The organism is Tamlana carrageenivorans, assembly GCF_002893765.1.
Lineage (GTDB): Bacteria > Bacteroidota > Bacteroidia > Flavobacteriales > Flavobacteriaceae > Pseudotamlana > Pseudotamlana carrageenivorans.
Genome location: NZ_CP025938.1, coordinates 3,182,181 through 3,208,295, shown reverse-complemented (window position 1 = coordinate 3,208,295; position 26,115 = coordinate 3,182,181). Strand labels below are relative to the sequence as shown.

At 34.8% G+C, this 26,115-nt stretch carries 27 protein-coding genes and 2 pseudogenes; 9 read left to right on the top strand and 20 right to left on the bottom strand.

Going from position 1 to position 26,115, the window contains the following annotated elements:
* Positions 1-128: 128 nt before the first annotated feature.
* Entirely contained in the window at positions 129-1,424 is a 1,296-nt protein-coding gene (locus C1A40_RS14105; protein WP_158651374.1) for an IS1380 family transposase, read from the bottom strand.
* A gap of 234 nt (positions 1,425-1,658) precedes the next feature.
* On the opposite strand from C1A40_RS14105, the gene C1A40_RS14100 reads away from it, so the two are divergent.
* Complete coding sequence (locus tag C1A40_RS14100; RefSeq protein WP_102996454.1) at positions 1,659-1,901, top strand: putative signal transducing protein; 243 nt, start codon at positions 1,659-1,661, stop codon at positions 1,899-1,901.
* A 176-nt stretch (positions 1,902-2,077) separates the two neighbouring features.
* Here C1A40_RS14100 and rocD read toward each other — a convergent pair whose 3' ends face one another.
* The gene (gene rocD, locus C1A40_RS14095) at positions 2,078-3,322 is read right to left on the bottom strand and encodes an ornithine--oxo-acid transaminase (RefSeq protein ID WP_102997227.1); all 1,245 of its coding nucleotides are present in this window, start codon (positions 3,320-3,322) and stop codon (positions 2,078-2,080) included.
* A 263-nt stretch (positions 3,323-3,585) separates the two neighbouring features.
* Here rocD and rlmD point away from each other — a divergent pair, with 263 nt between their 5' ends.
* The 3 genes from rlmD to C1A40_RS14080 all read left to right on the top strand — a co-directional run bounded on the left by rlmD (position 3,586) and on the right by C1A40_RS14080 (position 6,377).
* Positions 3,586-4,998, top strand: coding sequence for a 23S rRNA (uracil(1939)-C(5))-methyltransferase RlmD (rlmD, locus tag C1A40_RS14090; protein WP_102996453.1), 1,413 nt, complete (start codon positions 3,586-3,588; stop codon positions 4,996-4,998).
* A 61-nt stretch (positions 4,999-5,059) separates the two neighbouring features.
* Entirely contained in the window at positions 5,060-5,608 is a 549-nt protein-coding gene (locus tag C1A40_RS14085) for a DUF6452 family protein (protein ID WP_102996452.1), read from the top strand.
* On the top strand, positions 5,574-6,377 hold the full coding sequence (locus C1A40_RS14080; RefSeq protein WP_199287712.1) for a DUF6048 family protein: 804 nt from the start codon (positions 5,574-5,576) through the stop codon (positions 6,375-6,377). The genes C1A40_RS14085 and C1A40_RS14080 overlap by 35 nt, the downstream gene beginning before the upstream one ends.
* An 84-nt stretch (positions 6,378-6,461) precedes the next feature.
* On the opposite strand, the gene C1A40_RS14075 is transcribed toward C1A40_RS14080, so the two are convergent.
* Positions 6,462-6,932 carry an OsmC family protein gene (locus C1A40_RS14075; RefSeq protein ID WP_102996451.1) on the bottom strand — a complete coding sequence of 157 codons (471 nt, stop codon included), beginning with the start codon at positions 6,930-6,932 and terminating at the stop codon, positions 6,462-6,464.
* A gap of 87 nt (positions 6,933-7,019) precedes the next feature.
* On the opposite strand from C1A40_RS14075, the pseudogene C1A40_RS14070 reads away from it, so the two are divergent.
* Positions 7,020-8,189: pseudogene (locus C1A40_RS14070) on the top strand (IS4 family transposase).
* A 238-nt stretch (positions 8,190-8,427) separates the two neighbouring features.
* Here C1A40_RS14070 and C1A40_RS14065 read toward each other — a convergent pair.
* Complete coding sequence (locus C1A40_RS14065; RefSeq protein ID WP_102996450.1) at positions 8,428-9,585, bottom strand: THUMP domain-containing class I SAM-dependent RNA methyltransferase; 1,158 nt, start codon at positions 9,583-9,585, stop codon at positions 8,428-8,430.
* Positions 9,586-9,758: 173 nt separating this feature from the next.
* Between C1A40_RS14065 and C1A40_RS14060 the strand changes: the two genes are divergently transcribed.
* The 3 genes from C1A40_RS14060 (at position 9,759) to C1A40_RS14050 (ending at position 11,747) form a co-directional block, all read left to right on the top strand.
* Complete coding sequence (locus C1A40_RS14060) at positions 9,759-10,490, top strand: class I SAM-dependent methyltransferase (protein ID WP_102996449.1); 732 nt, start codon at positions 9,759-9,761, stop codon at positions 10,488-10,490.
* 49 nt (positions 10,491-10,539) lie between these two features.
* Positions 10,540-11,214, top strand: a complete 675-nt coding sequence (locus C1A40_RS14055; protein ID WP_102996448.1) for a ZIP family metal transporter — start codon at positions 10,540-10,542, stop codon at positions 11,212-11,214.
* Positions 11,215-11,513: 299 nt separating this feature from the next.
* Positions 11,514-11,747, top strand: coding sequence for a hypothetical protein (locus C1A40_RS14050; RefSeq protein ID WP_102996447.1), 234 nt, complete (start codon positions 11,514-11,516; stop codon positions 11,745-11,747).
* Here the strand turns inward: C1A40_RS14050 and C1A40_RS14045 are convergent.
* Entirely contained in the window at positions 11,740-12,618 is an 879-nt protein-coding gene (locus tag C1A40_RS14045; protein ID WP_102996446.1) for an IS982 family transposase, read from the bottom strand. The genes C1A40_RS14050 and C1A40_RS14045 overlap by 8 nt on opposite strands.
* A gap of 97 nt (positions 12,619-12,715) precedes the next feature.
* Here C1A40_RS14045 and C1A40_RS14040 point away from each other — a divergent pair.
* Positions 12,716-13,951: pseudogene (locus C1A40_RS14040) on the top strand (DUF885 domain-containing protein); the annotation flags it as partial.
* Here the strand turns inward: C1A40_RS14040 and C1A40_RS14035 are convergent.
* The 15 genes from C1A40_RS14035 to C1A40_RS13965 form a co-directional block, all read right to left on the bottom strand.
* On the bottom strand, positions 13,944-14,768 hold the full coding sequence (locus C1A40_RS14035) for a DNA adenine methylase (protein ID WP_102997225.1): 825 nt from the start codon (positions 14,766-14,768) through the stop codon (positions 13,944-13,946). The pseudogene C1A40_RS14040 and the gene C1A40_RS14035 sit on opposite strands and share 8 nt — an antisense overlap.
* A 22-nt stretch (positions 14,769-14,790) precedes the next feature.
* The gene (locus tag C1A40_RS14030; protein ID WP_102996445.1) at positions 14,791-15,426 is read right to left on the bottom strand and encodes a thymidylate synthase; all 636 of its coding nucleotides are present in this window, start codon (positions 15,424-15,426) and stop codon (positions 14,791-14,793) included.
* A gap of 183 nt (positions 15,427-15,609) precedes the next feature.
* On the bottom strand, positions 15,610-16,023 hold the full coding sequence (locus tag C1A40_RS14025; RefSeq protein WP_102996444.1) for a hypothetical protein: 414 nt from the start codon (positions 16,021-16,023) through the stop codon (positions 15,610-15,612).
* A 3-nt stretch (positions 16,024-16,026) separates the two neighbouring features.
* Positions 16,027-16,473, bottom strand: coding sequence for a hypothetical protein (locus C1A40_RS14020; RefSeq protein ID WP_102996443.1), 447 nt, complete (start codon positions 16,471-16,473; stop codon positions 16,027-16,029).
* The gene (locus tag C1A40_RS14015; RefSeq protein WP_102996442.1) at positions 16,470-19,220 is read right to left on the bottom strand and encodes an autotransporter outer membrane beta-barrel domain-containing protein; all 2,751 of its coding nucleotides are present in this window, start codon (positions 19,218-19,220) and stop codon (positions 16,470-16,472) included. Before C1A40_RS14015 ends, C1A40_RS14020 begins: the two co-directional genes overlap by 4 nt.
* Positions 19,221-19,222: 2 nt before the next feature.
* The gene (locus tag C1A40_RS14010) at positions 19,223-20,047 is read right to left on the bottom strand and encodes a hypothetical protein (protein WP_102996441.1); all 825 of its coding nucleotides are present in this window, start codon (positions 20,045-20,047) and stop codon (positions 19,223-19,225) included.
* Positions 20,044-20,508, bottom strand: coding sequence for a hypothetical protein (locus C1A40_RS14005; protein WP_241910426.1), 465 nt, complete (start codon positions 20,506-20,508; stop codon positions 20,044-20,046). The genes C1A40_RS14010 and C1A40_RS14005 overlap by 4 nt, the downstream gene beginning before the upstream one ends.
* Positions 20,498-21,331, bottom strand: coding sequence for a nucleotidyltransferase (locus tag C1A40_RS14000; RefSeq protein ID WP_102996440.1), 834 nt, complete (start codon positions 21,329-21,331; stop codon positions 20,498-20,500). The genes C1A40_RS14005 and C1A40_RS14000 overlap by 11 nt, the downstream gene beginning before the upstream one ends.
* Positions 21,332-21,333: 2 nt before the next feature.
* Positions 21,334-21,636, bottom strand: a complete 303-nt coding sequence (locus C1A40_RS13995; RefSeq protein WP_102996439.1) for a hypothetical protein — start codon at positions 21,634-21,636, stop codon at positions 21,334-21,336.
* A 2-nt stretch (positions 21,637-21,638) separates the two neighbouring features.
* Complete coding sequence (locus tag C1A40_RS13990) at positions 21,639-21,938, bottom strand: hypothetical protein (protein ID WP_158651373.1); 300 nt, start codon at positions 21,936-21,938, stop codon at positions 21,639-21,641.
* Positions 21,935-22,141, bottom strand: a complete 207-nt coding sequence (locus C1A40_RS13985) for a hypothetical protein (RefSeq protein ID WP_102996437.1) — start codon at positions 22,139-22,141, stop codon at positions 21,935-21,937. The genes C1A40_RS13990 and C1A40_RS13985 overlap by 4 nt, the downstream gene beginning before the upstream one ends.
* A 1-nt stretch (position 22,142) precedes the next feature.
* Positions 22,143-22,667: a hypothetical protein gene (locus C1A40_RS13980; RefSeq protein ID WP_102996436.1), complete on the bottom strand. Its 525-nt coding sequence runs from the start codon at positions 22,665-22,667 to the stop codon at positions 22,143-22,145.
* Positions 22,664-23,632, bottom strand: a complete 969-nt coding sequence (locus tag C1A40_RS13975) for a late control protein (RefSeq protein WP_102996435.1) — start codon at positions 23,630-23,632, stop codon at positions 22,664-22,666. Before C1A40_RS13975 ends, C1A40_RS13980 begins: the two co-directional genes overlap by 4 nt.
* A complete protein-coding gene (locus C1A40_RS13970) occupies positions 23,632-24,228 on the bottom strand; it encodes a DUF6046 domain-containing protein (protein ID WP_102996434.1) in 597 nt (198 codons plus the stop codon). Before C1A40_RS13970 ends, C1A40_RS13975 begins: the two co-directional genes overlap by 1 nt.
* Positions 24,228-25,970 carry a tape measure protein gene (locus C1A40_RS13965; RefSeq protein ID WP_102996433.1) on the bottom strand — a complete coding sequence of 581 codons (1,743 nt, stop codon included), beginning with the start codon at positions 25,968-25,970 and terminating at the stop codon, positions 24,228-24,230. Before C1A40_RS13965 ends, C1A40_RS13970 begins: the two co-directional genes overlap by 1 nt.
* Positions 25,971-26,115: the final 145 nt, after the last annotated feature.

Here is a 26,115-nt window from a genome sequence, read left to right as displayed (position 1 = left end):
TAAGGTTCTTGTGTTTGTGTTTGATCTGTTTGCTTACACAAGGAAGCTACTATATATAGGATAGCCCCAACTTTGTTGGGGTTTAATTTTTTTTACATTAAACTGTTGGGGCTTGACACTTTTCTTTGTTAAGTTTTAAAGTGAATAATTCCATACACCCTTAACTTATATTGTCTAGCCGTTTTTATCCATTTGGCAGGAATGGATATAAATCTAAAGATGAATTTTTTAATTCTATAGTTTGCCTTTAATCCCTTAAATCGTTTGGAAAACCGTTCTATAATATACTGATACAGATTCCTGCACATAGCAGTAAATAACAGAAAAACTGTATTTTGCTCTAATTTTGAAAACGGCAAGTTGTTCCATCCAAAGTCATTCTTGAGAATATCAAATTCTTTTTCAATCGCTCCACGTTGATTATAAAAATCAACAACTTCATTGATGGACATCGAAAAGTCGTTAGTCGAGATCGCTGAATACAAATAAGCATCTTTAGTAAATAAATTTACCTGTTTGTCATTACGCTCTATTTTACTTACAACAAGCCTGTATTCCTTAGTTTTATGGAGTTGTTTTTTTCGTTTTAATGATCTTATAAAGGGAGTGAATTTTATTTCTCCTCTGAAAATTGTTTCGGAGCCGACCCTTTCTTCAGACCAGTTAGTTATTTCAGATATCCTTTTAGCCAATGCGTCGCTCATACATGCTCTAATAAAGAATCGATTAACTTTTGTAGAAATAAAATCAACCACATTAACTTGATAAGAAGCTGCATCGGCTCTAAAAGCATCAATTTGTATTCCTTGATTTTCGAGTTCATAAAACATTCTAGTTAATGTTTCTAACTGTAAATCTTTGGCTGCACTATTTCCATTTCGATTTTCAACATAAACAATATTATTCTTAATTATCCCCACTCCTGGGCAGTATCCAGAGCCCTTTTTGTAAGTTCTTATGCTGTCCTTCTTATTGGTGTATAGAATCGTATTGTCATAATCTAAAATATGATCATTCGTGGTAGTTAAGTTCAACTTTTTCAATAATCTTAAATTCAACTCATTTAAAGTAAAGTTCAAGCCAAATTGATGTAAACTAGTGCCTCTGGGTAATGTAAAAAGGTCTTTTGTCTGTGATAATTCTTTGAATCTATCAAGAATCCTATCAGGACTTGGTACTTTAAAAAAAGGATTGTCTCTTAGGTGCTCTTTTAAGTTCAACGAGATATCTTCAATACAATCTCCTCCACAAAAATAGATAGACCAAAAGGAATATAATAAGTCTTTCCAATTATAAGAAGCTTGCTGTACTATATGTGGTAAATTGTTTTCAAGCAATGTGGCTAAACCAAGCTGTTCAAACTCATTGATAACAAAATTTAATCCTCCAAAAGGGTTAATACGTTGAGATTTTATTATTTTCATAATGTGTTTTTGTAGCAACACCAATTTAGGTGAAAACACACAAAACCGCAAACCTTTGTAAACAAATAGTTTGCGGTTGTTTTTTACTCTGTACCTACGGGTTTAAGGTACAAGTCCACGCTTACGGGCTAATATCTCTATGGAAACTTTATAACCTTATAGCTTTGTAACATTATAACTCCCTAAAATCATCAAAATTCCTTATCTTTAATAGATCACTAAAATTTAAACATTATGTCTGATTCAAATTTCACAAAAGTTTATACTGGCGATATCATTATCGTGCAACGTATCGTTTCCGAGTTGGAAAATGAAGGTATCAGTCCGATTGTAAAAGACCAAACAGAATCGGCTAGACTAGCTGGTTTTGGCGGTGGTAATTTCCCTGGTTTTCAAGAAATTTTCGTTAATAACGATGAGCTTACAAAAACCATCGAAATCGTAACTGATATTACGGCTAGTTTGGAGGAAGAATAACAAGATTAAACCTTTTTTCCTAAAGAGAAAGTTTAACGCATAAAAAGAAAAAAACCCATCAGTATTTTAAATCTGATGGGGTTTTTCTTTTAGGTTGTTTGCTGTAGGCTTTAGGCAATGTTAAAACATTAATCATGAAACGAAAGCCCTAACTTTTAACTTTCCACCTTTAACATTTAACTTTCAAACTGCATCAAGGTTGTTGTGATGATCTTAACGCAATCTAACAACTCATCCTGAGTCATCACTAAAGGCGGTGCAAATCGGATAATATTCCCGTGCGTTGGTTTGGCCAGTAAGCCATTTTCTTTAAGAGCCATACATATATTCCAAGCGGTTTCACTGTCTTCGTCATCATTAATCACAATGGCATTTAGCAAGCCTTTACCACGAACTAGGTTAACGATTCCACTTGTTTCAATATAGGCGTTTAATTCACTTCTAAACAAAGCGCCTAATTCTGAAGCATTTTGAGCTAAATTTTCTTCTTCAATAACCTCTAACGCTGCCATTGCAACAGCTGCAGCCACAGGATTCCCTCCAAAAGTACTGCCGTGGTTTCCAGGTTTTATAACGTTCATAATAGGGTCGTTGGCTAAAACTGCCGAAACCGGATAAACACCACCACTAATCGCTTTTCCTAAAATTAAAATATCTGGTTTTACATTTTCATGATCTACCGCTAATAGTTTTCCTGTACGAGCGATTCCTGTTTGCACTTCATCAGCAATAAAAAGCACATTATATTTCTCACATAAAGCCTTCGCTTTGGTTAAATAACCTGCGTCAGGCACATAAACTCCGGCTTCACCTTGTATCGGTTCAACCAAAAACCCTGCTACATTAGGGTTGTTTTTTAAATGCTCTTCTAAAGCATCAAGGTTATTGTATTCAATTTTTATAAACCCTTTGGTGTAAGGCCCAAAATTTTTACGAGCTACAGGGTCGTTAGAAAATGAAATAATTGTGGTCGTTCTACCGTGAAAATTGTTTTCACAAACTATTATTTCGGCTTCATTTTCATCAATAGATTTTACTTCATAAGCCCATTTTCTACATATTTTCAAAGCCGTTTCCACAGCTTCGGCTCCTGTATTCATTGGTAAAAGCTTATTGAATTTGAAATATTCACAAGCAAATTTTTCAAATTTCCCGAGCATATCATTATAAAAGGCACGCGATGTTAAGGTTAGGGTTTGCGCTTGATTTACCATCGCATCCACAATTTTTGGATGGCAATGCCCTTGATTTACTGCCGAGTATGCCGATAAGAAATCGTAATACTTTTTTCCTTCAACATCCCATACAAACACACCTTCTCCCCTATTTAATACCACAGGTAGTGGATGGTAATTGTGTGCACCATACTTGTTTTCTAATGTAATCGCTTCTTGCGAACTTAATTGGTTTAAAACAGCCATTTTAAATAAATTTAAACGTTTGTATCTAATCAAATAGATACTTAAAATAACCATTCCTTCTGTACCTTTATCCTTCCGAAAAGTCTCGAAAATTCAGCGTGGGAGAGAAATCATCCCTAGAGCCCGCAAATTACAAATAAAACAACACCTCAAAAAATGTTTTGGATCATCTTATAACTTCAAATTCTGAAATTTCTAAAAAAGAAAACAACTATTTTTAACTTCTCTCAATAAAGTTTAAAGGAGTTCATTATTTTTGCAGCATGGCAAGAAAAAAATCAAGAAAACAAATTTTTGAAAACGTAGAAGTAATTGATGCTGGCGCAAAAGGTAAAACTATTGCAAAAGCTCCAGATGGTAAGGTGATATTCCTTCCCAATGCTGTTCCTGGCGATATTGTTGATGTGCAAACATTTAAGAAACGTAAAGCCTACTACGAAGGAAAAGCAACGGCTTTTCATAAACTTTCAGATAAGCGTACTGAGCCTAAATGCGAGCATTTTGGAACTTGTGGTGGTTGCAAGTGGCAAGATATGGCCTACGAGCACCAACTTTTTTATAAACAAAAAGAGGTGACTAATAATTTAACGCGAATCGGACATATAGAACTTCCAGAGGTTACCCCTATTTTAGGTTCTGTTAATCAATATTTCTACAGAAATAAAATGGAATTTTCTTTTAGTGATAGCCGCTGGTTAACTCTTGAAGAAGTCCAATCAGACGAAGATTTAGGCGACAGAAATGCCCTTGGTTTTCATATTCCTGGTATGTGGGATAAAATTTTAGACCTTAATAAATGTCATCTTCAAGCAGACCCGTCTAATGCTATTAGAAATGCCGTTAAAGCTTTTGGTATCGAAAACAATCTTGAGTTTTTTAACACCAGAAACCAAACCGGCTTTTTACGTACCATGATGATTAGAACATCTTCTACTGGCGATATCATGGTCATGGTTCAATTCTTTAAAGAAGATAAGGAAAAACGTGAACTACTTTTAGACTTTATTGCTCAAAAATTCCCTGAAGTAACCTCATTACAATACGTTATTAACGGAAAAGCGAACGATACTATTTACGATCAAGAAGTGATTTGTTATAAAGGACAAGACCATATTTTTGAAGAAATGGAAGGCTTAAAATTTAAAATTAATGCCAAGTCCTTTTATCAAACCAATTCTGATCAGGCCTACGAGCTTTATAAAATCACCAGAGATTTTGCTGGATTATCAGGAAACGAATTGGTTTACGATTTATATACTGGAACAGGAACTATTGCTCAGTTTGTTGCTAAAAAAGCAAAAAAAGTAGTTGGTGTAGAAGCCGTTCCCGATGCTATAACTGCGGCAAAAGAAAATGCACAATTAAACGGTATTGACAACGTTGAATTTTTTGTAGGTGATATGAAAAATGTATTTAATAGCAACTTTATAAAAACCCATGGTGAGCCAGATGTGATTATAACCGATCCGCCTCGTGATGGTATGCATAAAGATGTTGTGCAACAAATACTAAATATAGCACCTAAAAAAGTGGTTTATGTAAGCTGTAATAGTGCTACACAAGCTCGTGATTTGGAACTTATGGATGCCCAATATAAAGTGGTAAAAACACAAGCGGTCGATATGTTTCCGCAAACTTTTCATGTTGAAAATGTTGTACTTTTAGAGCGTCGATAATTTAAAATTCTATGACAATAACCTCTTTTTAAAGGCTTATCATAGTTATTAAAAAACAATAATGAAATACATTAAACTTCTTATTGCCCCTCTATTATTATTAGTTGGTGTTTTTATTGCCATAGCATGCGAACCCGACGACATTTGTCCGGAGGGCATGGCAACAACACCACAACTTATCATCGATTTTCATGATGTTTTAAATCCAGACAACAAAAAAAATGTATTTACCATGGTGGTAAAAGGTGTGGATAATGATAATTTTTTACCTGGCTACTTTTTAACCACAACCGACCAACTTCTGTTGCCTTTAAAAACAGAAGTGAATCAAACAAAGTTTATCGTTATAAAAAACGGCAAAATAAACGATAATGGGACACCAGACGATGATACCGACGATTTTATTGAAGGAAATCCAGATGAGATCACCATCAATTACACTCGGGAAGAAATTTATGTATCTCGTGCTTGTGGTTATAAAACCATTTATACAAACGTCACCTTAACTATTGAACCTGATGCTGATAACTGGATGCTTTCTAGACAGCCTATGAACGACAACCAATCTGTAGAAAATGAAGATGAAACCCATTTTATTATATCGCATTAATCTTATTGCTTTCTTTTTGGTTGCCACGATGAGCCTTCAAGGGCAAAACGATACCATTCCAGAAATAACGGAAACCATAAAAACCTCAGAGGCTCCAAAAACTAAAAAGTCTAAATCTGAAGTAAAACCTTCTAGTACTCCAACAGATTCTGTTAAAATAAAATTGAAATACGGACTACGTCTTGGTGGCGATTTCGGGAAATTGATTCGATCGTCTTTAGATGAAGATTATAAAGGTTTCGAAGTTAATGGGGATTTTAGAATAACTAAACGCATTTACGCTGCCGCGGAATTAGGTACTGAAGAAAAAAACACCATCAACGATTATATGGATATTACTTCTAAAGGAAGTTACCTAAAAATTGGTGTGGATTATAACATGTACGATAACTGGTTAAACATGGATAACATGATTTATTTTGGTTTTCGAATTGGAGGAAGTACTTTTAGTCACGACCTTAATGAAGCTACAATTTATACCACCAATCAATATTGGGCACCGCAATTAACTCTTCCCAATAAGCTAGAGTTTAATGGCTTAACCGCTTTTTGGGCTGAACTTCAGCTTGGTTTAAAAGCCGAAATATTAACCAATCTGTACATGGGATTAAACGTTCAGGTTAGACTGCTAGCCACCGAAAAAGTCCCTGATAATTTTGAAAACGTTTATATTCCTGGATTTGGAAAAACTTACGACAGTAGCGCTATAGGTGCTGGTTATAGCTATACCTTATCGTATCGAATTCCTTTGTTTAGTAAGTATAAGTAGTAATTAGTTATTAGTTATTAGTAGTTAGTTGTTGGCAAAAAACTTCTAACCAGAGCATACGGCATATATCTTATAGCCTACCGCCTAAAAAACAACCTCCCCTTGATGCGAAATGGGAAAATTGCACGAATTAGCAATAAAACATAAAGCGTTTGCCTTTTCATGTAAACCGAGCGCTAAATCTTTTTGCGACTTATCTTTAATAGTAACAACGGGTTTTAAATGCACGCCTGTAAATTGGCCGCTTCCATCTGTATTTACCGCTAAAATACCCTCGGCATCGTCAGAATAGCTTAATACTTCTATTTTATGCTGAGCGCAGACATATAAATACGACATCATATGGCAAGAAGCTAAGGCCGATAAGAGCAAATCTTCGGGGTTAAAACAACGTTCATCACCTCTAAAAGCTTTGGCAGCCGAAATCTGTAGCTCCTCGGCTTTATTGGACACAGTCACACTATGTTTTCTGCTAAAGTTTCTCGGGTTAGTCGTCGAATCTCCTTCAGTTAATTCCCAGCGTACATGCGCCTTAAACTTATGATTCTGTAACAATAGCGTCCAAAACGCTTAAAAAGAGAAAGGGATTTTGTATCTCAAAATATTATTTTTGAGTTGCACAACAAAAAACAACCTTTCTCCATGACAAATATAACATTGTTCTCTCAGATAATCTCCAAATTAGACCGTTCTAGTTTTTCTAAACTTGTAAAAGCCAAGGGAACAGATAAACATCAAAAAGGATTTAATAGTTGGACACATTTAGTCTCCATGTTGTTTTGTCAATTTGCAAAAAGTCAATCCGTCCGAGATATAAGTAATGGACTTCGCTCTGCCACAGGAAACCTTAATCATTTAGGCATACAGAAAGCACCTTCTAAATCAACGATAAGCTATCAAAACAAACATCGAGACTGGACGCTTTATCGAGATTACTACTATGTTCTTTTAAAAAGTTTTGGACAGCACCCTCACTTAAAACGTGTTAAATTCAAAATTAAATCCAAGATATTTCTATTAGATTCTACAACGATAAGTCTATGTTTAAGTCTCTTTGATTGGGCAAAATACAAAACCCACAAAGGAGCTGTAAAAATGCACACCTTGCTTGGTTATGATGGTAATTTACCGCACTATGTAAATATTAGCGATGGTAAAACAGCAGATAATAAAGGAGCTTACGATATTCCTTTGATTAGCCGTTCGGTTATTGTCGCAGATCGATTTTATAATGATTTTTCGTTACTTAACGTTTGGGACAGCAACCAAGTGTTTTTTGTAATTAGGCACAAAGAAAACATCCAATTTAAGAGTATTAAAGAAAAAGAATTGCCAGAAAATAGACATCATCATGTTTTAAAAGATGAAATCATTGAGCTAACAGGGGCTAAATCAAAAACAAAATACCCAAAGAAGCTACGTAGAATAGCTGTATGGGACGATAAAAATAACTAGGAAATAGAACTTATTACCAACCAAATGTCTTGGACAGCAAACACAATTAGCCAACTCTACAAAGCTAGATGGGATATTGAGATATTCTTTAGAGACATCAAACAACAGCTACATATTAAATCGTTTATAGGAACTTCTGAAAATGCCGTAATGATACAAATATGGACGGCTCTTATTACTATACTCATCCTAAAAGCCTTAAAAGCAAATGCAAAATATAATTGGTACTTGTCCAATTTAGTAGCTTTTATAAGACTTAACCTTTTTGTCAAAGTGGATTTGCAAAAATGGATTGATAGCCCTTTTAACGAGCAGCCTCCCCCCAAACAAAATTATACACAAGGGGTTCTTTTTTGAAAAAGATAAAAAACATGGCTAATTACCAGTAAAATCGTTGACTTTTGATTAGATCAAAAATGTTTAGGACAGGATTGATTCTGTAACATAAATGATAGTGATTTGTTTTTCTTTGATTTAGAAGTCAAGCATAAAAGCTGCTTCAGTTTGAAAACTAAACATTCAAAAATTTAAAGCAAGCATACCTGTTCGACCTACATTCTAGAACTCTAAAGTTTAAACTCTGCCTTCCGAAGCACTAATTCATATATTTCCCCTTCTTGCTTCCTTCATACATCACGTATTTAACTAAACGTGATTCTAGTTTAGCATTGAATAATTGTATTTTTCGAGAAGGTCGTAATCCTACAAATTTAAGGGCATCCAAGTTTGATGTTATGAACCAAGCATCGGTACCAGGGTAGTTCTGTTTTAGAGTATCGCCAATGTTTTTATAAAAATCTTCCATATCTATATTTAAACGCTCACCATAAGGCGGGTTAAATACCATGTGTAATTTTTCATCGCCACCTTTTTGGGTTTTAAAGAAATCTTCATGTTTAATCTCTATAAAATCTTCTAACTGGGCATTTTTTACATTTTCCTTAGCCTTAACAACAGCACTAGGGGCTTTGTCGTAACCTATAATTTTATGATGAAAATCCCTTGTTTTACTAAGTAGCGATTCTTCAATTTTCTCAAATAAATCAACATCCCAATCTTCCCAGCGCTCAAAAGCAAACTCCTTTCGCATTAAATTTGGAGGAATATTACAAGCAATCATAGCAGCTTCAATAAGCATGGTTCCCGAACCACACATAGGGTCCATAAAATCGGTTTGTCCGTCCCATCCAGAAAGCAGAATCATACCAGCCGCTAACACTTCGTTTATAGGTGCTATATTGGTGGCTATTTTATACCCACGTTTGTGTAAGGAATCGCCCGAAGAATCTAACGAAATGGTGCAACGGTTTCTATCGATATGCACATTAATTTTTAAATCTGGAAATTTTAAATCCACGTTAGGACGCTGTCCATCGGTATCTCTAAATTTATCTACGATAGCATCTTTTGTTTTCTGAGCTATAAATAAAGAATGTGAAAACAAATCGGAGTGAATGGTAGCATCAACAGCCAAAGTCCCAGTCGGTTTCAAATACTGAGACCAATCCATCGCATAGATTTTATTGTATAAATCTTGCTCATTTTTCACATTAAAAGCGTGGATAGGTTTCAAAATTTTAATGGCCGTACGCAAGCCTAAATTCGCTTTATACATAAAGCCTTTATCGCCCGAAAAAGATACGTTACGCACACCTTTTTTAATATACTGTGCACCTAATTGTGTGAGTTCTTTCTCCAGTAAATCTTCAAAGCCAAATAGTGTTTTGGCCACCATATTAAAATTTTCTCCCATATTTTACGTCTGTTGACTTTTTTAAGCCTAATAGATTGCAAAAATAATGTAATTTTGTGGCAAACGTAAAGTTTATTGATAATTCGGGGGATTAAGAATTAATACCAACAAATTAACACGATATATGTTGCGCCCCACAAACAAAAAAATTTCTGTTTTCACAGAAAATATTTATGACAAATAATACAACAACTTGGTTTACCTCTTGGTTTGACACGCCTTTTTACCACATTTTATACAAAGACCGAAACGACAGAGAAGCACATGCTTTTATGGACACGCTTACCAACTACCTAAATCTTCCAGAAAACGGTAAAATTTTAGATTTAGCCTGCGGAAAGGGGCGCCATTCGCGCTATCTTAACAAAATTGGCTACGATGTAACTGGTGTTGATTTAAGTGAAAACAGTATCAAATTTGCTAAGCAATTTGAAAACCATAGATTAAAATTTGAAAAGCATGACATGTCCAAACCGTACCACAAACAGTTTGATGCGGTTTTTAATTTGTTTACAAGTTTTGGCTACTTTGAAGATGATGCCGATAACCTAAAAACGATTGAAGCCATTAAGCAAAATTTAAACGAATTTGGTTTTGGCGTTATCGATTTTATGAATAGTGAATACGTTATTAATAATTTGGTGCTAGAAGAAACTAAAGTGGTCGACGGTATTGAATTTCACCTCAAACGTTTTGTTGAAGACCAATATGTTGTAAAAGATATTACTTTTACTGTCGACGAAAAAGTGTATCATTTTCAAGAACGTGTTCGTGCTTTTACATTAGCCGAGTTCGAGGCCTTATTTGAACAAGCTGAAGTTTATTTACTTGATGTTTTTGGCGACTATAAACTCAATAAATTTAGTCCGAAATCATCAGAACGCTTAATCATGATTTTTAAATAGCGAATTTACCATATCTAATTTTGCTCGCTCAATGAGCCGTTTTTATCATATGAATAAATTTTTACTTCCCATACTTGCCGTTTTTTTAGGTTTTGGAATTGCTTTACTGTCTAAAAAACAAAATTCATGGAATACCAAACTCCTACTCTCTTTTAGTGGTGCCTTTTTATTAGCCTTAACGCTTTTTGAACTGCTTCCTGAAGTCTATCATCATTTAGACACCAAACTGGCGGGATTACTAATAATGGGTGGTATTTTACTACAAGTCACCTTGGAGCTCTTTTCTAAAGGTGCCGAACATGGGCATGTACACATTCATAAAGGGCATTCTACTTTTCCGTGGACCCTTTTTATCAGTTTGTGTATTCATAGTTTTCTTGAAGGGTTTTCAATTCATGACCATAACGATATGGTTTATGGCGTGTTGGTACATAAAGTTCCAATTGCAACAGTAATAACGCTGTTTTTAATGCAATCGAACTACACAAAACTTCAAATTGGCGCTTTTTTATTAGTCTTTGCTTTTATGACACCATTAGGGACCTATATTTCAAACAATGCCCATGTTGTTCACTCTTATACTGATATGATAAGCGCCATAGTCATTGGTATCTTTTTTCATATTTCAACTACCATACTGTTTGAGAGTGGCGACGGACATAAATTTAACTTATCAAAATTTATAGCCATCATTGTTGGTGTAGGTATAGCTTATATGATTTAAGGGCTTTTCCATGCCTTAAAACATTATAATTATACTTTTTTATTTTTTTTTACTTCAGAAGTAGGCTTCTCTCATTATTAAACCTCTAACATTACATTAGGGTGATACTGAATTCTTTTAGAAGTTTACAACAACCTGCCTTCTATTTATAACAAATTGAAATACAATTAACACTTTAAGTTTCACATTTTAACACAAAATACACTTACTGTATTAAAACCAAATAATATTTCGATCCTTTCATGGCATTTGTTAACTTTATAGATTCAAAAAAAATATTTATTGTAATACTTGCCTAAATGAAACAAAATTTCTTTAAAATTTGCTTGTCACTTTCTTTTATAGCCTTATCTATTTCTTGTAAAACAGAAAGCAATACCTCCTTAACGGAAGAAGACATTACTACAGAATCTAAAAAGGTAAATGATTTTTTTCAAACCAGCTTTGAAGCTTTTGTAGATCGTCATCCCGAGTTTCAAACACGTCTAGGTATAAAAAAAGACTATGATAAACCCGTTGTGCATTTTAAATAATGTTAATTTTAATATTATTAATGTTTCTCCCAAAAATAAACTTATTGATATACTGAATAGTTGTTAAAGCAGTTATCTTAGCTACGATTCTTGTTTTAAAACCTTCAAAAGTTTTAGCATAATTGCGTCTTATCATAAATTGGTCACAAAGTTGTGAAAATAATGTTTCTATCCTTTTCCTCTTTTTTCTAAATACATAAGGCTGTACTTTGTAATTTTTTTGATTGCTTCTCATAGGTGTATTTAGCGTTATATTACAGGTTTCAAACAAGTTAAGCTGTATTTCTGTTGATAAATAGCCTTTATCACCAATTAATGTACAATCGCTTATTTGCATCTTAATATCTTTAAGATAATTAATATCGTGTACAGATGCTGGACTCAAATCGATACTTTGAAAGACACCATTTACAGAACAAACAGCGTGCAGTTTATAACCGTAATAATTAGAACTTTGAGCTGCACAATAACCTTTATCTGGAAATGCATAAGTGTTTTCTTTACAAATCTTTGAACGAGAACTGTGTGATAATTTACAAACTTCTAAGGGCATACTATCTACTACAAAATAATCTTCAAATTCATTAAAATGGGAAGCTAAGCTTAATCTGATACTGTTGAGCTTATTAACTAGTTTTCGTCTTCTTCTATTGTAGACACTTCTCTCTATTTTTGATAATAGGGAATCTGGAAGTTTTCTAAAAAGGTCATTTTCACTATCTATTCCCATAAATTCGGCAGTAAGACTCAAACTGATAAGTTCTAAATCACTAAGCTTTGGTTGTCGTCTTTGATAACTTAAAAGTTGTTCTTTCGATATTTTTCTTAATACTTCCAATATTCTTTCGTAATTTGCACTCAAGTTGTTCATTATTAATGGTTTGTATTTAAGTCAATTTACTGATTTTCAGTAAAATGAACAACTTTTTTCTTTTAAATCATAATGCACAACGGGTTATGATAAATTAAATGATAATTCGCCTGCTGCGGCAGAAAAAGAATTAGAAATCAACAAACAGAGCCTAAAATGTTTAAATGATTCTGTTCAAGTTGAAGCGCTTTCCAAATCTACGTTACTTAGTTACAAACTTCTTAAACAAAAATTAGAAAACAACATTCAAAACTACAAATACAGATTGCATAATTACCCTGTAAACCAAATGTTTGGTGCACAATCTGGAAAGCCTGCTTTTTTAATAAACATGCATCGTATCGATGATTCGAAAGATGCTGAAGCTTATATTTTAAGGTTAAAAGCATTCAAACCTTACTTTACACAACTTGTAGAAAACTTAAAAGCCCGTGAAGCTATTGGTATTTTACCTCCAAAATTTGTGTATGATAAAGTGATACAGGATTCTGAAAATATTTTAGTAGGACAGCCTTTTGATGCGGCAACGACTCAAAGTACACTTTTGGAAGACTTCATGAATAAAGTAGACAAACTTGATAGCGACGAAGCAACCAAAAAGGCTCTAGAAACAAAAGCCAATGGTGCCTTGTTAAACTATGTAAAACCGGCTTACCATACTTTAATCACATTTATGAAAGCCCAAAAAGAAAGAGCTAACACCGATGCTGGTGTCTGGAAATTCCCTAATGGAGAGGCTTTTTACAAAAGTGCTTTATACAAGACTACTACAACGCATTTAACCGCCGATGAGATTCACAATATTGGCTTATCGGAAGTAGATCGCATTCATAAAGAAATGGACGCTATTAGAGTAAAAGTTGGTTTCCAAGGGGACTTAAAAGCCTTTTTTACTTTCATGCGAACCTATAAACAATTTTATTACGCTGATACTCCAGAAGGGAAAGCCGCATATTTAAACAAAGCTGTACATATTATAGACAGTATGAAAACGCGCTTAGACGAGATTTTTATCACCAAACCTAAAGCTGATATTATTGTGAAAGCTGTAGAACCATTTAGAGAGCAATCGGCTGGAAAAGCCTTTTATAATCGTCCTGCTGCCGATGGTTCTAGACCTGGAATATATTATGCTAACTTATACGACATGGCCTCTATGCCTACCTACCAAATGGAAGCCTTAGCCTATCATGAGGGGATTCCTGGTCACCATTATAATCGGCAATTCAAATTGTACAACTTTTTAATTCAAATAGTACATTTTTTCATCAAAAAAGTAAAAACCTCAACCCTCATTCAAACTGTATTTAAACGAGGGTTAACTACTATTTAAACATCATAATATCAGTATAACTTGCAGAGCGGTTTAAACTTGTCTCCGTAGTAGTAATAGTAGAGCCTTGAAAAGGATTACCAAAGGACGTTCTAGTTTCAATCCATTGACACAGCTCAACAATCTGACTTTTGTTACTAGTAAAGTAAAAGTACCTAGACTCATCTAAAACATTCAAAACATCTAAATAATCACGTAATCGCCAATAGTTATTGCTTCCATACGTGCTTGTGTCTGTACTTAAATAAGGTGGATCAACCAAAAACACTGTACGGTCTGATTTATACTTTTCAAACAATTTCTTATAATCACAACTTAAACGTTCCACGTCTTCAAGATACCCTGTACATTCGTAATCACTAATCTTAATCCGGTTATAAAAGGTTTCTTTAGCAAACTGTTCATAACTCACAGCATACTTTGCGCTAAACAATAGCGAAGCTGATAAAGTAATATAATCAACATAGTCATATTCAGTTTCGTGTAATTTAATCGCTTCTAAGACCTTTTTACGCGTTGTCTCTGGTATTCTTTCCTTTCTGGGTAAATCTTTAAGTATGGGGCGTAATTTTGTCAATAAAGCATTTGTTTGAGGTATAGCTTTCAAGCGTTTTGCGAAATTATCATAATCGTTCCAGATTACTTTAGCTTTTGGGTATTTCTGCTTCACAATGTGTGCTAATAGCCCAGAACCGCCAAATAAATCCACATACACGGCATCCTCAGGGAAGGCACTTAAAGCTTCTTTAAATTGTTTGGTAAATCGTCTTTTTTGCCCCTGAAACGGTAACGGGGCTGCATTAAATTTTTTGTTCATTGATTGATTGATTGATTGATGATTAAACATTAAGGTTAAATTTTACAGCTTTACCCTTTAATAGCTGTTTGGTAGGTTTGATGTTATTTTGATACACATGCACATTGCCCAGGAATAAAGTTATGCTCTTAAGTGGTAAGTTAATTTGACGACTAATGAGGTACAAGTGATAAATATCGGCAGGAAGCCCTAAACTAGCATCACTAGAACGCTGATATGCACTTAATACTAACTTACCATTATCAATTTGAAACTGAATAATTGACAAACAAGGCTGTTGATTAGTTTCAGCGTTATTTGCCCCCAAAAACAACACATAGTTTTTTGATGGTCGCTTTTCCGAATTAATTTTTTTAATTAATCCTGGTAACTGTTCAAAATAGGTAGGATAACTATTTACCAATATAGGACCACAATAATCCCACCAACTCACACCTATTTCACGATAAGCTTCAGTATTGCGTTCGCCTTGCATAAACAAATTAAGTTCGTTTTTAAGTTTATTTCTTGCAACAGCATGCCCCTCTAAAATTTCTAATAAATCAAGAGGTTTTAATTGTAGTTTTTCGTTTAGGAGATACTTAATGTTTCCTTTTTTGTTCTTTTGAATTTTCCCTTTAAAAATTATTCGTTCTAATTGTTGATGATACTTGTTCATTTTTTGATTGATGATTTTATATATTTGCAGCTCTCAAGGTAATTTTTAGAAATAGCAAAGCCCAATTAGAAGACTTATGTCCTCCAACTGGGCTTTGATGCTAAATTTAATTTTACCTTGAGAAGTATTTTAAATGTTGGAGGGCTTTTTTTTAAACCCGCACTCCATAGGTTTTTGCAATTTTTATTTTATAAAGTCAGCAATTGCTGCATCGCTTTGTATGGAAGCTTCACAATGAAACCCTTTACCCTTAAAGCCATTTACCCACTTAGTCACATCTACAGTATTAATCAGAAATAATACCATCCAGCCAAACCAAGTAAGTGACTTTTCTTTCTGTTTTTTACCAAAACAACTACTCATGGTTTCTCCAAAACGACCAAACTGATAACCGTTTTTAGAAAATAATACATTCCATAATTCGTTGTATTGGTAATTTCCAAATACATCTATATTTAAAGCCTTTTTAAAGCTTCTGCCATTCGTGGTTTTATACCATTTTTTGTTTTTAACCTTATAGAATAGCTGAAAAACACTATCGACAACCCCTACAAAGGCAAATAAAAACTGAGCTATAAAAGATAAAACTACATTCATTTATTATGCTTCAATTTCTGTAAACTCATTCACTAAAACGTGTGGTGTGTCTGGAACCCAATTCGCCATGGTTTGTCTTTGGTAAGATGTCGTTTCGGCTATTAAAACCGATGTTAAGTTGTCTTTTAAACCAGTAGAAAAACCAATTTCTTTAGTTATATCGCTACCAATGTTTTGATAAAAAGCATCGATTTCAGCTACACTAAATTGATAGGCTACGCCTTGGCGCTGCTCTACAATACGACGCTCCACAATGTTTACAGGTTGCTCTTCGCCGTCAATTTCCTGAATTTGCTCAATGGTTTGCTCCTGAAACAAAACATCGGTTACAATGGTTTTAACTACTTGTTTATCCAAATCAAATGTAAAGCTTGACAGGGTTCTTTGCACATCGCATAAACCATCGCTATTTGATGTTGCTAATTTTTCTGTTGATCTTATTTTTATCATATCGCTGTTGTTATTATTGCTCCTGTGTTATCTACTTCAACCTTCCAAACACTACCATCTGGAGATTTTAATTTTTCAAAACTTAAGGATGAGTTTTTACAACCAATATTATCCCTCCAATCACTTGCTGTATCTTCTTCATCTATGTTAGGAAAAAGCAAGGTATCTGTATCGTCTATAACACCCGCCCTGGTTATAATAGCGCCTTGAACTTGAAGCGTGTTTGGGTTTGTAAAATTTGCATCTTCAAAATCAGCTATACTCCAACCTGCAGGAATATCAATATTTCCATCGGTAGTAAACCTACTTGCAAAAGTTAATGCAGTTCCTTTTTTGAATAATATACCTGAAGTACCTGTTAGGTTTCTTGCTATAACTGTATTGGTTGTAAATCCACCTACCCATGAACCTTCAAAAGTAAGACCATCAGTTAAACCAAATAAACCTATATTAGTCCATAACCCTTGCCTGTAACCATTAAGTACACCTAAGTTCCCACTTCCTTCAAAGTTGACTTTAACACATTCTACGGCATTAAACCCTGTTTCATCTGTTAAATCAAAGCAAGATGTAGTTGGTGTTCCCATGACGAATTTAAGAGCATCTATTTGCATACCACCAGACCCCCCTACAGGGCTTTTAAAGATACTTTCTCCTACTACATTTTTGATGATTTTTGAAGCTTCTAAACCATAACCGTTCAAAGTTAAGTTTCCGCCTGCAGGAACTTCAATGTATTCTCCTGCAGCAAGCTCTATATCTCCATCAATAATATAAGTAGTATTAACATCTAATTGAGCGTAAACCAAATCTCTTTTCGATCTAATAACTCTTTCTTTGAGTTTTTCTTTAAGCGTTCCTGTAAGATTTTCGTAAGTAACTTTGTACCCGTAATCTTTAACGTTACTCGTTAAAAAACCTTTTATATCTATGTGCATATTGTTAGGGTATGCAAGGTTACCGTAACTATAAGTAAGACATAAATTTGCAGACAAATTGTTCTGTATAATAGAACAAACCCCCTCAATAGTTATGATGTTTGTAGTGTTTTCAGTTCCTGTGAATAAACTTCCGTTAGTAGTTATATTACTATTTCTTATTATAGGTCGACCATTAGTTAATCCTAAACCCATTAATTTACCTGTAAAATTATCAAGTATTAATGAATTAGCACCGCCTCCGTAAGAATCTAAATAATTATCGCTATAAACAATACCTCTCACTAATCCCGAAATACCCGCGTTTGAAGTAGCAGAAAAAACTGAACTATTAAAAAAAATCTCTTTAGCTGAAATGTTCAATATACCATTTATAGATATGTTCCCTATTTTATAAATACAGTCTCCATCATTATACCTAGACCTTAAAACATAAGTGCTTGAAGAACTTGAATCAGCTTCCGTTACGTTTTTAATGTCGAAAGTAGCTATAACACTGACCGCAAAACTTCTGTTATCAATAAAATGAAGTTCATTTATAGTAAAGATTATATCTTGCGGAGTTCCCTGTTGGTCTCCCGACAAATATTCTCCACTTCCTACTATGGTCATTTTTTGGATATTAATATCAGTACCTCCATCTATGAAAAACGCACCATTACCTAAACCTTGGGCTGCTCCCTGCCATTTTAATTCATTAACACTTCCTTTTAAAATCATCCTTTGACTCGAACCCCCAAATCTCATAGTTCCGTTAGTACTTATTAAGGATATGTTTCCTCCTTCAAAACTTAGGGTTCTATAAGTGCTAGCGCCTTTAAACGGTGTTGTCGGAACATTTCCTGTACCATCTAAGATGCCTGTAAAATTAATAACGCTGCTCCTCCAAGCTATAAAGTTTAAATTTCTTAAAGTTATTTGTCTAGTCAAATTGTAAGTACCACCAACTAAATATATATTATAAACCTCTCCTGTTGTAGAAGGTAAAGCCTCTAAAGCTGAATCAATAGTTTTAAAAGGCTTCCTAAAATTCTCTAACTCTCCTGATGTATCGCTACCATTATTTACATCAACTAGAACAGAATTAGCTAATAAAGGAGACACTGAAAATCTTTTATTTGCAGGATCAAACTCACCTCCTACAAACTCCACAAACTCATCTGCCTTAAACTGCTCAACTCCATTTGCATCTCTTATTGACAATCCATCTATAGCAGTGGGGTTTAACTCATCGTGTTCTACATACGTTGAAGTTCCTGATGCACCATCGTTAACTAACTCAGAAGTTCGAGAAATTGAACCCGAAATTGGCGCGCTCTCAGCTTCAGATAACACGCGGTAATCCGTATCATCACCGTTAGTAGTACCTAAATATTCAAAATAGGCACTGTCGCCACCTATTTGAGGATGAGCGCTGGCATCAACCACATGTTGTATGTTCTCTGAGGTTTGGTTAACTTGATCGGCATACATAGTAGCCATATCGGGATATTCATTTTCAACTGATTTGAAAACAGGCACATTATCTAAATCGTTGTAATCGTTAGACGTTGCCACCTTGCTCAAAGCATTTGTTTTCGTGTATTCTGAAAACAGGATTGCATGAGCATTAGCATCATTAGTATGATTGGTTAAAGCTTGTGTTGAAGCCTTATCGCTAAGTAATTGAGCTAATCCGTCAACATCAGAATTAGGGATTTTATCATCCTTATGCCTGAAGGAATCCCACGTGTCCCAAAACTGAGCTTGAGTTGGTTTTAACCCTGTTTTAAACCAGTTCTTAATTGTTGTTAAACTTACTTTTGCCATTTCTAAACGCCTTTAAATTGAATGAATCCTAATGCCACAAAGGGAGGTCTGTTTTCGTGAGGTTGACCACCGCCTTTAGCATCTATATTTAAACTATGATTGTGTGATCCTGCGCTACTGGTTGTTCCTGTCTCATCTGAACCGTGAACACGGTAGTATGCATCACTTTTTGATTCTCCTTTAGTTGCCACTTTTAACCTTTGGTGTGTGTGCGTATGCGCACCATTTGTACTGGTGGTACCGCTATGTGTATGCGAAGGCATTTGCGCTTCAGTAAGCGTAACTTCTTTCTCGCCTCCTGTTTTACCTATGGTATCATAATCAGCTGTATCAGGATTATAAGGCACAGGAAACCTATCTCGAACATCAAGTGTTCCATTTGTACCGTCCATTAAGTACCATCCCCAAGGGATTTCAGATACTAAACCCGAATACATGCGTACTTCGTCTATAAACAAAGCTGATGTTAAAGGAAATGCTCTTTTAAAATCACTCCAATCGGCTTCGCCTATACCTGTACCAAATTCGGCATGTCTTTTTATGTAAACATCTTTAATATTCCCGTCTTCAAATGGTAGCTGTATTTTAGTTTCAATAATTACAATTTTAGATTCTGCTAAACCGCCTTTAAATTCTAAAACTTCGCCATCCCAATATATTACGCCATCACTAACAGTGCTACCTGTAACGGTACAGCCTTTTATTATAGATTTAGCGCCTATTACATCACCAAAACATTGTAGTAGCTCGTATGCCGATTGCATATCGGATAATATTTCGGCTTCTAGTGGAAAACCTCCCACTTGATTAAAATTTATAGAATTCATATTTTTTCAATTTTATAGCGTTTCACACCTTCCTTATAGCTGTCAATCCAAGCTTCTAATTCATATAATCGCGTATCTACGATATTTGTTGGTACGTAAACAATAAAGTCTAAGCCTGTATCTGCATAATCGGTTCTACTTCGTAAATACACCTTGCCTAGAAACTTTGGTTTTTGTTCGGCTCTGGTATAGATATACTGTCGGGTGTATTTGTTTCCGTTTCCTATGTAAATGCGCCTTAATGTGGTATCGAATTCATCATTAAGACTTTTACGTAGGTAGCATACTTGACCGTTGTGTTTTAGCTTATAAATATTATCACTACGGTTATTTGCCCATAAATCATAAAGGTCGTTAACAGGGAGTAACAGGGCTTTTATATATGCAAAAAGCTTTTGCTTACGTAAATTAACAGGCAACAATAACAAGCCTAAGCGATATACATCTAATTTATACCACATACGTTATATTGCTAAAGTTTACAATTTCAAAATAGCCACTCTCTGGTATGCGTTTTACTGTGATAAGACTAGGTGTGCCATAGCTACCATTTTCTATCCAGCTGGATTTTACTTCTAGCAGATTCACTATTTTAACACCTTCAATAACTTGAAGTTTATCGACTAAGCTTTGCAAGATTAATTCACCATCAAACGGCAACTCTTTCATGAACTCATTAATCGCCGTTTCAACAGGTCGACCACCATTTAATATGCTATTTCCATTAGAATCTAACACTAATGGGTCTCTAAATATTTGAATAGTTAGATATAATTGATCTGGTAAAAAGTTTATAATGTTTATTCTAGAGCCTGCATACTTAATTTCTTCAAAGTAAGCTTCAACACTGGTTTGTTCTTGAGCAGTTATAGGTGCTAGTACGCCATTACTTTCACCTGCTATTTTAACTACAATTACACCTTGCTGATCGCCTTCGTTTACAGCTGCATATTTTATTATTTTTGAGCTTTCAATTTCTGTAGTGGTAGCTCCAGTATTATCAAACTCATCACTATCAGGCAACAAATCAAAGCCATACTGAAACTTTAGAGCCATATACCTGTACCAAGGCAGTCTACCTGATTTTTGATTGTACAACAGCTCGGACACTTCGCTTTTATGCTGGTAAAACATAAGCTCTAACATGTGAATAGACACTGCCACGATATAAGCAATTAACCGAAAAATAGCTACAGCACTAGTACTATTTAAATCTGTTAAAAAAGCATTGTTAGCAATATCTGCTAAAATTTTATCATGTATTTCGTTTATCGATCTAGGCATGCTTATGCGACTTTAAATGTTGATTCTATAATCATGTAACCTATGCCATCTGGACTACTAATATCTCCAAGGGTTGCATCGCTTACCGATGTGGCAGGGGTTAGTTGTTTGTCTTTGTAATATTTTTGGATGTCGGTATTTTGATTAACACTTTCAGGTAACACCAAAACCGTTCCTGGTGTCAATATATCGGTAATAGATATACCATTTGCTATTGCCAAATCCATAAGTGGCACTAGGTTACCATAACCTTGAATACAAAGGTCTAGTAGAGATTGGTTATGTAAAACAATTACCTGATTCACGTTTATTGATGTGCTTTTTTATAATTATCAAATTCAGCTTTTAAGGTTCTGTATTTACCTTTCCAGAGGTTTAAGTTGTCTTTCAAAGACTTTATTTCTACCTCTAAATCGCTAAATTTTTCATCGTAACGTTTTTTTAAATCGTCTAGAGCTTCTTGGTATAAATCAATAACAGATTGGTTATTTTCAAGTTCTGTACGTTTTAATTCCTGTTTGCGTTTATTGTGTTCAAACCCCCATGCTCCAATGCCTGCAATAGCTGTTATAATTTCACCTAAATGGTTTTTTAAAAGTTCCATCATTCAATAGTTAAGTTATGGGTATCTCCACGGCTATCTACACCTATGGCGCTCCCTGTTTTTACAAAATCATTTACTTTATTTGATATTAAATCGGCTAACTGTTCTGCTACTTCTTCAACATTGTTTTCGGTTTTAGGATCACTAAAAATGTTAATAAAACCCTGTTGTAATTCACTTTTTAAAGCTGTTTTATTTAATGCCATATTATGCTTTTAAAATGGTGTTTAAACGTTGTTTAATACTGGTGCTAACCTCGTTTTTAATTTTCATTATTTCAATCACATTTGGTGTTACACCAATAGACACATAAATTTTAGCTACTTCATCACAAAGCTTTCCAAATTGTTCCTGCCAATCATTAAGTACTTGTTTTAAATTTTCATTTTCGCGTGCTATTTTAAAGCCATTCTCATCCATTAAAAATTGAGTGGTTTCAATTAACCAGGACACACTTTCTACTTCAGAATATTTTGATACATATAGTTGTTTCAAATCTTCATTTATAGGCTCAACTAAAACGGTACTTCCTACTTTAGGGAATACAAAACACTTTTTGTTTTTACCATCAATTACTGCAGACAATCGCACATCGGTAAACTCTAATTCCCCATCATGCACTTTGCAAACCCCATTGGTTTTATCTACCTCTGTAACTTGAGCAACAAAGCAAAACACCTCACGTTTTTTTAATTTCTCTAGGGCCCTTTGTAATTCTAATTCCCAACTCATAATCTAGTGCCTAGTGTTATGGTTCTACGAGCACCATGTAAACCAAAAGTTGTTACCACTTTTTTTATAAAGTAGTTTCCTGCTCGATTAGGGTGCTCTTTATCAATTATTATTGCCGTCATGCCTCTTGTGGCAAATGGCATTAAAAAACTTTTTACATTACCATCAAATCCATCATATTTTAACCTGTCTATTTCTGCAGTAGCTATTTCTTTTAATTTTGTTTCATCTGAAATGACAGATGTATGAAAAGTTCTTAGCTCACCATCAGCATCGCCAACTTCAACTTCTTTACGCTCGTTATTTTTGCCTATATAAGTGTAGCGTACTTTTATACGACGTTCGTCTTTGGTTGTATATTCCAAATTGTTCTCAACTAAGTTGTAATTCAAATCATAAACAACCGCGTTACCAGGATTATCTAATTGCTGGAGACCAACATAAAGTTTGTTATTGTCATTAATAAAAACCGTTAACGACATGTCTTTCTTTAAAGCTTGTAAAACTTGTGCGCCATTAGCATTTCTTATGATATACTTGTCCAGCGGAATATCTGGCAAGTTATCACTCAATACAACTTCTGTGTTTTTAACCACTTCCTGCAACACCCCTTTTACAGATGTGCCAGCGTTCCAAGCTTTAGTAATATTTTTACGTCGTAGTAACCAAATACTATCTTCACATTCAATTTGCAGAGGAATAGTTGGTTTTATTTTTCTAACAAAGCCTTTAAATTCAATACCGCTATATTTACCAGAATAACCTAAAACCACTTCAACGGCATCGCCTATTTTTATAGCCTCCTCGGTATATTGTTCCTGGTTATTTTGTTTAACTTTAAAGCGTGTAGGTAATTGAATAACACAAGTATCGCCAAGTTCATCAACCGACTTAGTAATTTCTACATCATGAATGGATGTAAAAACGTAATTCCCTATTTTTATATGTGCGTCAAGTACAAACACTAGCTTAATACATTGATTATTTTTTGTTCACTTAAATCGGCATAAAAATCCTGATCACTTACCGCTGTAATCACATAGCGTTGCATGCCTAATTGCCCTGCCATTTCATCAAATTGAATGTCTTTTAAAACAATACTTCTAATTCCAAACAGCTCGAAAAAAGGATTATCAATAACCTCAATAGCTTCATTAATTTCAAAAAGTCTATTTAGGTTTTTCACTTCGATTGCGGGATAAGCCTCCATATTATCTTCATCAAAACACACCCCTCGAAAACTTATTTGATAATCTTCGGTTGTAATGTATTCTTTAACCGTGCCTTTACGGTGTTTACCTACTGTGGCTGTTTCTACTATTGTTTTAGCTAATGACAACCCCACAAGAGGTTCATTTGGCAGTGTAAACGTTTGCCCATTATACAACAACTTAACAGGCATAAAGTATGGTGTATGGCCATTTAAATAAGCTGCAGAAACGTTTTCTAAATTTGGTATTACAAATGCGGTTTTGTTTTTCCCCCACCACTGAGGAAATGCAGGCCCCACATAATCAAAGTGCGCTTTAGCAACCAGTTCTTTTATGTCAAATTCTGCCATTACCCTGTTTGCATTTGGTTAACACTATTTACACTTCTCAATAATATCTCTTGAACCTTTTCGCCTAACTTATCTAAGCCCTTTTCAACTTGGGCAACATGTATTTCGGTTTTGTCCTGGAGCTTACCAATAGTTATGTTGATATGCGTCATTTTTGAACCACCGGACACAATGCTATCGCCTTTGTAATTAGATTTCTTTTTGTTTTTATTTTTCTCTTTCTCAGCATCCAATAAGCTGCTAAATATGGATGAAGGTTCCTGCTTTTTAAAAGCTTGTGCTTTGGCATTTTCTCCTAGAACTGAAGCTTCATCTTTTGGAGAACCTAACTTCAAGCCGTTATTATAACCAGTGCTAAATGATTTAGCGGCATTCAAACCATCTTCAAGAAGTTTTTTCTTGGAATTAACCCCCATTAAATCGCCTGCAGCTTTCTTTCCAGTTTCCCAGGCAGCTTTAAAATCACCTTTAAAAAATTGCATTAAAGCTTTTCCCATTCCAGAAAGCCCTGAAATAAGTTCATGCATTCGTGTAATGACATAGTCCTTTATAGCTTTTCCGAAACCTTTCATGACTTCCCAAATCCCCATAATACCACCACGTAACCAGTCCACTTTATTCCATAGCGCCCAAATAATGGCAATTAACGCACCTATGCCTAAAATGACTAATGAAATAGGGTTCATTGCCATAACGAAGTTTAACGCTGCTTGTGCTGCACTTAATGCGCCTGCAGCTGTAACTGCAAGCCAAGCCACTACATTGTAAGCTCCTAAAGCTATTGATGAGGCAATCAAGCTAGCATTAGCAATTAAAAAATTTACCCCAACTGCTAAGGCTACTGCAGCTAATGTAATAAGTAAAGGAGTGCATTGAATAACCCATTGCATGATTTGAAACACAGCTTTTCCAAAAGGTAAAATATGCTCTACAACAGCAATACCGACATCAATTAAAGGCGAAATCCATAATGCAAATTTTTCACCAATTATAGCAACTGTATGAGAAAGTTTACCCATGAATGTACTCCATTTTCCGCCTGCCGATTCTGCCATCTTTTCGGTCATACCATGATAACGCCCACCCTCAGAAGTTGCCAGCCTAAAAGCTTCCTCAACCATTGCAGCGCTAATTGCTCCTTTTTCCATCTGATCCTTTAGAACCCCCATGGAAATACCAGTATTTTGTGATATAATTTGTAACGGATTAAAACCCTGGTTAATCATTTGAAGCAAATCTTGCCCCATAAGTCTACCAGTAGCCATAACTTGAGAATACACCAAAGATAAACTCCCTAGCTTTTGTTCGTTACCCATTGCTACATCACCAAGCATTTCAAGATTGCCCATAATTTTTTCCTGGACAATTCCGAAACCTAACATGGTTTCTGAAGCTTTTATAATGTTATTATTTGAAAAAGGGGTGAAATTGGCGTATTCATTAAGCTCCTTTAACATAGCAGTGCCTTTTTCAACACTACCTAACAGAACCTCAAATTTGACTTTTGTTTGTTCGAGTTCGACTCCTTTAAAGAATAAGGCCGATGCGGCATTTAAAGTTCCATAAGCTAGAGCTAAACCGCCTGCTAACCCTATTATTTTTCGTAAACCGCCTGAATAAGTAGCATTAGCCGAATTCGCCTTATTTACCGCACTGGTAGTTTGCCCAACAGATTGAGCAATCTTTTTTAAGCCAGAACTGGCGTAATCTTTCATTTTTATGATAAAGGCGTAGGCGTTCATTATTCGGGGTTTGAAGCTTCTTTTTCTTTGGTTCGTATGTAATGTAAATTTTGAATTTCCTCAGCCCAATCGGCATCACTCAATTTATGAGGATGCCGAATGTGCATGTAATATTTAAGGTAGGCATCAAAAAGCCTAATGTTGT